Below are 7,494 nucleotides of genomic sequence, written 5' to 3' on the forward strand. Positions count from 1 at the left end.
CGCAGCTCAGACGCGACGACCGTGCGACGACCGTGCGACGGGCCGGCGGCGACCATGATCCGGCGGCGGCATACCGCGGCATCCGGCGGCGGACGGCGCGACCGGCGCGTACGGTACTCGCGGGGGAACCGGGGCTACGGCGTCCTCGTTTGTCCCAGGGGATCTGCTCCGCCGAACGAGGGGTGAGAATGCTGAGGGTTCCTCTCAAGGGCTCCTTCCGCTACATCCACGAGCCGCTGCGCCACGACGAGCAGTCGATGCCGCTGCTGGGGAACGCCGAGCTCGTCGACGAGCTGAACCAGCGGCTGCGCTGGTCGCGCGGAGGCACGTTCCTCATCACCGGGTTCCGCGGCGTGGGCAAGAGCACGGTCGTCATGCGCGCGGTGGCGGAGATCGCCGCCGGACGTCCCCAAGACGAGCTCGTCGTGCCCGTCTCGCTGAACGTCGCCCGTCCCATGACGCCCGACCAGCTGCTCTTCGCCGTGGTCAGGCGGACCTACGAGACGCTGCAGGACCGGCGGGTGCTGCAACGCCTCGACGCGGGGGCGCGGCGCGCGTTGCTGCTCGCGCACGTGCGCACCTCGTTCGGGCTCAAGCAGACGCAGTCGGACTCCTCCGAGCGCACGGCGACGTTCAACGTCGGCATGGGCCCGGCCGCCAAGAAGCTGACCGGGCCGGCCGGCTGGCTGAGCCCCAGCGGCAGCCTGTCCGGCAAACGCACCCACGCCCTCGGGCTGGAGGCCTCCTACCTCACCTACTCCGAGACCGACGTCGAGCACGACCTGGCGCGCATCATCAACCTGCTGGCCCGGCAGCCGGCGCGGCGGCGCGGATGGCGCCGGTGGTCCCGCGGGCCGCGGCGGGTCCATCTGATCATCGTCCTGGACGAGGTGGACAAGCTCACCGCGAGCCCCTCCGGCCTCGACGAGATCGAACGGCTGCTGGGCAGCCTGAAGAACACGCTCACCACGCAGGGCGCGCACTTCCTCGTGGTGGCCGGCCCCGACCTGCACGACCACGTCGTCAGGGACACCGGCCGCGGCAACAGCGTCTACGAGAGCGTCTTCGCCTGGCGCTGTTACGTCCCCTGCTCCTGGGAGGCGCCCGGCCGCCTCCTGGAGGCGATGCTCGACGAGCGGCCGGCCGAGTTCGAGCAACTGGCCCGCTACCTCCGCTTCAAGGCGCGCGGCATCCCCCGCCGGCTGCTCCAGGAGTTCGGCGAGCTGGTCAGGTGGGAGGGCGAGCGGCCGTTCCTGGTCATCGGCGACCAGGACGAGCAGCGCGTCGCGTTCTACGCCCGGCTGGAGGAGCTGCTGGAGCTCTTCTTCCGGGAGAGCGGCCAGGACCGGCTCTTCCGGGTGCCGATCGACGAGGACCGGTGGCGGCTCACCGGCTACTACATCGTGGACTGGATCCTGCGCAGGCAGGGCGACACGTTCACCGCACTCGACATCGTCGGCTCGGCCGAGCAGCCCGAGCTCGACCCGCTGCTGCACGTCGGCCGGGCCGGCGTCGACCGGCTGCTGCTGCACCTGGAGGTGCACGGCGTGCTGACCGTGGTCCGCGACCCCGGCAGGCCGGACGCGACGAACTACGGCGGCGACGCCGACGCGCGGCTGGTGTCGTACAAGCTCGCCGACGGGCTGAAGCACACCCTGCTCGGCATCGCCCTCGGCAACGAGGGCGAACGGGCCGCGCTCGACCTGTTCCTGCGCGTCCCGGCCCGCGACGTCACGGTGGTCCCCACGCAGCAGGCGAGCCCGGAGCCGGCCGGGGTCGAGTCGGTGCTGCGCACGGTCGGCGCCCGGTACGAGCTGGTCGAGTTCATCGGCGAGGGCGGCCAGAGCACCGTCTACCGGGGCCGGGACATCGTGCTGGCCCGGGACGTGGCGGTGAAGGTGCCGCGGCGCTTCCCGTCCGGCAACCCCGACGGGGAGGCGCGACTGCGCAGGGAGGCCGCCATCGCCATCCAGCTCGACCACCCCAGGATCGTCCGCACCTACGACGTCGCCCTCGACGACGAAGGCCGGCCGATCCTGGTGATGGAGCTGGTCGAAGGGCGCACGCTCAGCGAGATCGTGCGCCAGCAGGGCCCGCTGAGCCCCGCCGACGCGGTCCGCCTGGGCGTCCAGATCGCCGAGGCGCTCACCTACCTGGACGGCCGCCGGGTCACCCGCATCGACCTCAAGCCGTCGAACATCATGATGAAACCGTCGAAGGACGCCGTCATCGTCGACTTCGGCATCGCCAAGAGCAGGGGGGCGGCCGAGATCACCAGCCCCGGCGACGCCATCGTCGGGACGCCCGCGTACATGTCGCCCGAGGCCGTGCGGAACGAGGTGGTGGACGTCAGGTCCGACCTCTACTCGCTCGGCGTGCTCCTGTACTTCTCGCTGACCGGGCAGTCGCCGTACCCGGGCGAGAGCAGCATCCCCGCGGTCATCGCGGCGATCCTGGGCGGACGGGTCGACCTGTCGGCGCTGACCGGCCTGCCGCACCTGCGGGAGATCATCGCCAGGGCGACGGCGAGCCGGCCGGAGGACCGCTTCCAGCACCCCGCCGACCTGCTGGCCGCCCTGGCCGGCACCCCCGAGGGCCGGGCGCTCCATCTGCCGGACACGCCCGGCCCCGTCCGGCGGCCGGAGGAGTGGACTGTCCCGCTGCCGGACGTCGCCCAGGACGACGTGCAGGTGTACGGCGTCGACTGCAAGAAGGGGCACTTCAACGATCCCCGCGCGGCCGCCTGCGCGGTGTGCGGCCGCGCGCTCAAGCCCACGCTGGTGCCGCACAAGGGCCGCCGGCCGCCGCTCGGGACGCTCGTCCTCGACGACGGGACGAGGCTCCGGCTCGACGCCACCTACCTGCTCGGCCGCTCCCCGGAGACGGCCCCCGAGGTGGTCGCGGGCCGGGCCCGCCCGGTCAAGCTGGCCGACCCCGAGAGCACGGTCTCCCGCCACCACCTGCGGGTCAAGCCCGACGGCTGGGACGTCAACGTGATCGACCTGGGCTCGGCCCACGGCACCCGCCTGCGGATCCCCGGCGAGGCCGCCGCCCACGACCTTCCGCCGGACGAGCCGGTGACGATCCGGCCCGGCACCACCGTCACCCTCGGCCGGTCGCGCTGGATGCGCCTGGAGGACGAGCAGCCGGGCGCGCCCGCCGACGGCCCGCGCGGTGAACGCCTCGGCCTCCACGACGGTCCGCACGGTGAACGTCTCGGCCTCCACGACGGTCCGCACGGTGAACGTCTCGGCCCCTACCGGCTGCTTCGCAGGCTGGGCGAGGGCGGCACCGGCGTGGTGCACCTGGCCGTCGAGCCGGGCGGCGGGCAGGTGGCGATCAAGGTGCTGCGTCCCGAAGTGGCCGGCGACGCCCTCGCCCGGCGGCGCCTGGCCCGGGAGGTCGAGGCGATGCGGCTGGTCCGCGACGACCACGTGGCCGAGGTCGTCGACGCGGACGTGACCGGCGACCCGCCCTACATCGTGACCCGGTACGTGCCCGGCGTGCCCCTGAACGAGCTGGTCGGCCGCCACGGGCCGCTGGAGGTCGCCGCCCTGATCCGCGTGGGGAGGGGCATGGCGAAGGCGCTGGCCGCCATGCACGCGGCGGGGGTCGTCCACCGCGACCTGAAGCCGAGCAACGTGCTGCTGGCGGACGGCGACCCCGTCGTGATCGACCTGGGCATCGCCCAGGCCGTCGACTCCACCAGGCTCACCATGACGGGCATGTTCGTCGGCACCCCCGGCTACCTCTCTCCCGAGATCATCTCGGGGCAGAAAGTGGGGCCGCCGGCCGACGTGCACGCCTGGGGGGCCACGCTGCTCTTCGCGGCCATCGGCCGGCAGCCCTTCGGCGAGGGCTCGTTGGAGAAGGTGTTCTTCAACATCGTGGAGGGCAACGCCGACGTGGAGTCGGCCCCCCTGTTGCTGCGCCCGCTGCTGACCGACGCCCTCGCCAAGGACCCCGCCCTGCGGCCGACCGCCGCCCAGCTGGTCGGCCGCCTGGCCGAGCTGGAGAAGGGCCCGGCCTGACCCCGCCGGGCCCTACGCCCAGCCGTAGACCGACCTGACGGCCGCGGCGACCTCGTTGACCAGCGCCGTGTCGTTGCCGTTGGCCAGCACGGCGTAGCCCGCGCCGAGCTCCGGATAGCCCTTGAACACCGACCTGAAGCCGTAGTTGGAGCCGTCGTGGGTGTAGGAGAAGTTCCGGGTGCCGGAGCCGGCGACGAACAGGCCGCGGCCCATCCCGGGCTGCGGGCCCTCGGTGAGCAGCGAGCGCACCGACGCGCGCGTGAGCGGCCCGGCGATGTCGCCGGTGGCGGTCCAGGCCCGGTTGAGGTACGACACCAGGCGGCACAGGTCGAGCACGTTCGTGTAGAGGCCGGCGGCGGCCGACTCGGGATACCGGTTGTGGCCGCCCGGGATCACCGTCCCGGTCGAGGTGTGGCCGGAGGCGAGCTCGAAGGCGGGGGAGAGCGCGTACGAGCTGCCCGCCATGCCCAGCGGGGCGAACACCTCCTGGCCCATGTAGTCGGCCAGCGACCTGCCGGTCAGCTCCTCCACCATGCGCTGCAGCAGCACGTACCCGGCGCCGGAGTAGTGGTACTCGGCGCCCGGCTCGGTGGACAGCTCGATCCTGGGGGAGTTGCCCTCGCCGTTCATGATCTGCAGCAGGGACGGGACCGTGGCCGCGGCGCCGTACCCGGCGAAGCCGCCGCCGCCGGCATCGAAGCCGGAGCAGGCCCCGGCGGGCGAGGTGGAGCCGCGCCCGACGACCCCGGCCCGGTGTGTCAGCAGCTGCTCGACGGTCGGCGCCGCCGTCGGCGACACGCACGGACGGGCCGGCAGCGTCCAGCCGAGATGCGGGCGCACGTCGGCGGTGAGCGCGATCTTGCGCGTCTGGAGCAGCCGCAGCACGCCCACCGCGGCCACGGCCTTGCTGATGGAGGCGGCCTGGAACGCGCTCTCCGGATGCGCGGCGGGGGCGCCGCCGGCGGCGAGCCGCCCGTAGCCGGTGGACCAGGCGATCTTGTTGCCGACGACCACCGCGACCGCCACGCCCGGCGTCTTGTACGCGCTCATCCGCTGCCAGATGGTCGAGCCGCCGACCGCGTTCTCGAACTGGCGCACCCGGTCGGCGGGCAGCGCGGGCGCCTTGCCCCGGGAGCACAGCGCCCAGCCGCCGCCCGGCCGGAAGGCCACGTTGTGCAGCTGCCAGCCGCCGCCGGCCAGGCTCTTCATCTTCGCGAAGCAGGCGTCGTCGATGCCGCGGGCGTGGAACTCGTCCTGGGCGACCAGGGCCCAGCCGCCGGCCTTGGGGAAGGCGACGCGGGTCAGCCGGCGGCCGCCCTGGGTCAGATTGCGCATCATCTGGTAGCACTCGTCGTCCACGCCGTTGGCCTGGAAGGCGGCGGACGAGACGACCGCCCAGCGGTCGCCCCCGGCGGGCGGGAAGGCCACGTCCACGACCTGCTGCCCGGCGGTGTAGTACGCCTTGATCCGGCTGAGGCACGCCGCGGGCAGGCCGCGGGACGACACGCCCTTGTCGGTGGTGATCACCCACCGGTCGCCGCCCTCCGGCGGGAAGGCGACGGCGTTGACCTTCCGGCCGGCCTTGACCAGCGCCCCCAGCTCCGTGAAGCAGGCGTCGGGGATGCCCCGGGCGAAGTACCGCCCGTCCTGCGTGACCATGACCCAGCCGCCGGACGGCGTGAAGGCGAGCGCCGTGACGCCGTAGGGAGCCAGCTCGGCCAGCTTGGCGTGCGCCTCGGCGGTCAGCCCGGCGTCCGCGGACGGGTAGGCCGCCGCGAAGGCGGGCCCGGCGGGCACCGTGGCGGGCACTGCGGCGGCCGCCAGTCCGGCGACACCGGTCAGGGTGAGAAAACGTCTCCTGTCCACAGGGCTCCTCGGTGCAAGGCGGGGCGAAACACGGTGATCTTGGCAGAGATGTCCGGCCAGGGCCAACCGCGCCCGGCTCCGGCCCGGGCCGGGGAGGGGTTCCTGCTGAGGGACGGGCTGACCAGGACCCTGCGCGAGCACGGCTGCCGACGACAACCGCCGCGTCCTGGCCTCCCCCGAACGCCGACGTCCGCTACCCTGGCGCCGGGAATCCCACCTTGACGCCCTCTTTCCGTATTCGGCCGTACCAGCGTGAAGGATGACGGGTTGACGACGAGAAAGCTGCTCGCGACGCTGGTCACCCTGCTCGTGGTGTGCGTCGGTACGGGCTGTTCCACCTGCTCCGTCACGCAGGGGCCGCCGGTCACCCTGCCGAAGCCGGACGCGGCCGCCGATGTGGTGGTGCGTGCCTATCTGGCGGCCGTCGCCGCCCGTGACGACGAAGCGGTTCGTCTTCTGTCGGCGCCGGCTCATTACCGGCGCGTCCACAGCTGGCCCGACGACCCGCTGGACACCTGGGCCGACGTGCAGGTCTCCGAGGTCGGCGAGCCGACACCCGACGAGTACGGCCCCGGCGGCCATCGGCAGGTGCGAAGCGTCGCCGTCGTCATCGAGGTGCGCCGGTGCGATGAGGACCCGCCGAACGACGACAGGCACTGGCCGCACATGTTCCTCACGGGCCGGCAGTCGGACGACGCCCCCTGGAAGGTCATCGGGTTCGGCGCGGGTTGAGGGCCGCTGGTGCGCCGATGCCGGGAACGCCGGGACGAATTGACTTCGAGCGCGCTCGAATTCCTAACGTCCCGCCCATGACGACAACACTGATCACAGGGGCCAACAAGGGCCTCGGGTTCGAGACCGCCCGGCAGCTCGTCGGCGCGGGGCACACCGTCTACGTCGCGAGCCGGGACGCCGGACGTGGACGGCTGGCCGCCGAGCGGCTGGGCGCGCGGGCGGTGGCGCTGGACGTCACCGACGACGCGTCCGTGGCGGCGGCGGCGCGGGCCGTCGAGGCGGACGGAGGGCTGGACGTCCTGGTCAACAACGCCGGCATCCAGGTGGAGATGGAGGACGGCCGGGTGGCCGGGGCGGCGGAGCTGACCGCCGAGATGATGCGGCGCACGTTCGAGACGAACGTGGTCGGCATGGTTCGCGTGCTCCACGCGTTCCTGCCGCTGCTGCGGAGATCCGGCGCGCCGGTCGTCGTCAACGTGAGCAGCGGCCTGGCCTCGCTGTCCCGGATGACCGACCCCGGCATGGTCGGCCATGCGTACCCGGGCGTCGCCTACCCGGCCTCGAAGGCGGCCGTCAACATGGTCACCGTCCAGTACGCGAAGGCGTTCCCGCAGATGCGGATCAACGCGGTCGAACCCGGCTTCACCCGTACCGACCTGAACGGCAACACCGGCCTGCAGACCGTCGAGCAGGGCGCCGAGATCATCGTGCGCATGGCCCAGGTGGGACCGGACGGCCCCACCGGCGGCTACTTCGACGCCGAGGGGCCCCTCGCCTGGTGACCGGCCCGCGGGGCGCCCCCCGGGGGGGCGCCGGGCCCCCCCGGCCGCCGGGAGGTGCGCCGCGGGGGGGGGGGCGGCGG

At 73.4% G+C, this 7,494-nt stretch carries 4 protein-coding genes; 3 read left to right on the forward strand and 1 reads right to left on the reverse strand.

Annotated elements, in window-relative coordinates:
• Positions 1-188 precede the first annotated feature (188 nt).
• Positions 189-4,031 (forward strand): protein kinase, encoded by a 3,843-nt coding sequence (locus ACFYYW_RS03345; RefSeq protein ID WP_387644518.1) that lies wholly within the window; start codon positions 189-191, stop codon positions 4,029-4,031.
• A gap of 12 nt (positions 4,032-4,043) precedes the next feature.
• Here the strand turns inward: ACFYYW_RS03345 and ACFYYW_RS03350 are convergent, their stop codons facing one another.
• Positions 4,044-5,897 (reverse strand): serine hydrolase domain-containing protein, encoded by a 1,854-nt coding sequence (locus tag ACFYYW_RS03350; RefSeq protein WP_352325832.1) that lies wholly within the window; start codon positions 5,895-5,897, stop codon positions 4,044-4,046.
• Positions 5,898-6,149: 252 nt separating this feature from the next.
• On the opposite strand from ACFYYW_RS03350, the gene ACFYYW_RS03355 reads away from it, so the two are divergent.
• Positions 6,150-6,629: a hypothetical protein gene (locus ACFYYW_RS03355; protein ID WP_387644521.1), complete on the forward strand. Its 480-nt coding sequence runs from the start codon at positions 6,150-6,152 to the stop codon at positions 6,627-6,629.
• 77 nt (positions 6,630-6,706) lie between these two features.
• Positions 6,707-7,414 carry an SDR family NAD(P)-dependent oxidoreductase gene (locus ACFYYW_RS03360; RefSeq protein WP_387644523.1) on the forward strand — a complete coding sequence of 236 codons (708 nt, stop codon included), beginning with the start codon at positions 6,707-6,709 and terminating at the stop codon, positions 7,412-7,414.
• Positions 7,415-7,494 lie beyond the last annotated feature (80 nt).

Origin of the sequence: Nonomuraea sp. NPDC001831 (genome assembly GCF_042892035.1) — a bacterium.
In the GTDB taxonomy this organism is placed as follows: Bacteria; Actinomycetota; Actinomycetes; order Streptosporangiales; family Streptosporangiaceae; genus Nonomuraea.

Bases quoted from the DNA above. Each gene is read 5' to 3' on its own strand.
- ACFYYW_RS03360 (WP_387644523.1), top strand. From the start codon at position 6,707: ATGACGACAACACTGATCACAGGGGCCAACAAGGGCCTCGGGTTCGAG.
- ACFYYW_RS03345 (WP_387644518.1), top strand. From the start codon at position 189: ATGCTGAGGGTTCCTCTCAAGGGCTCCTTCCGCTACATCCACGAGCCG.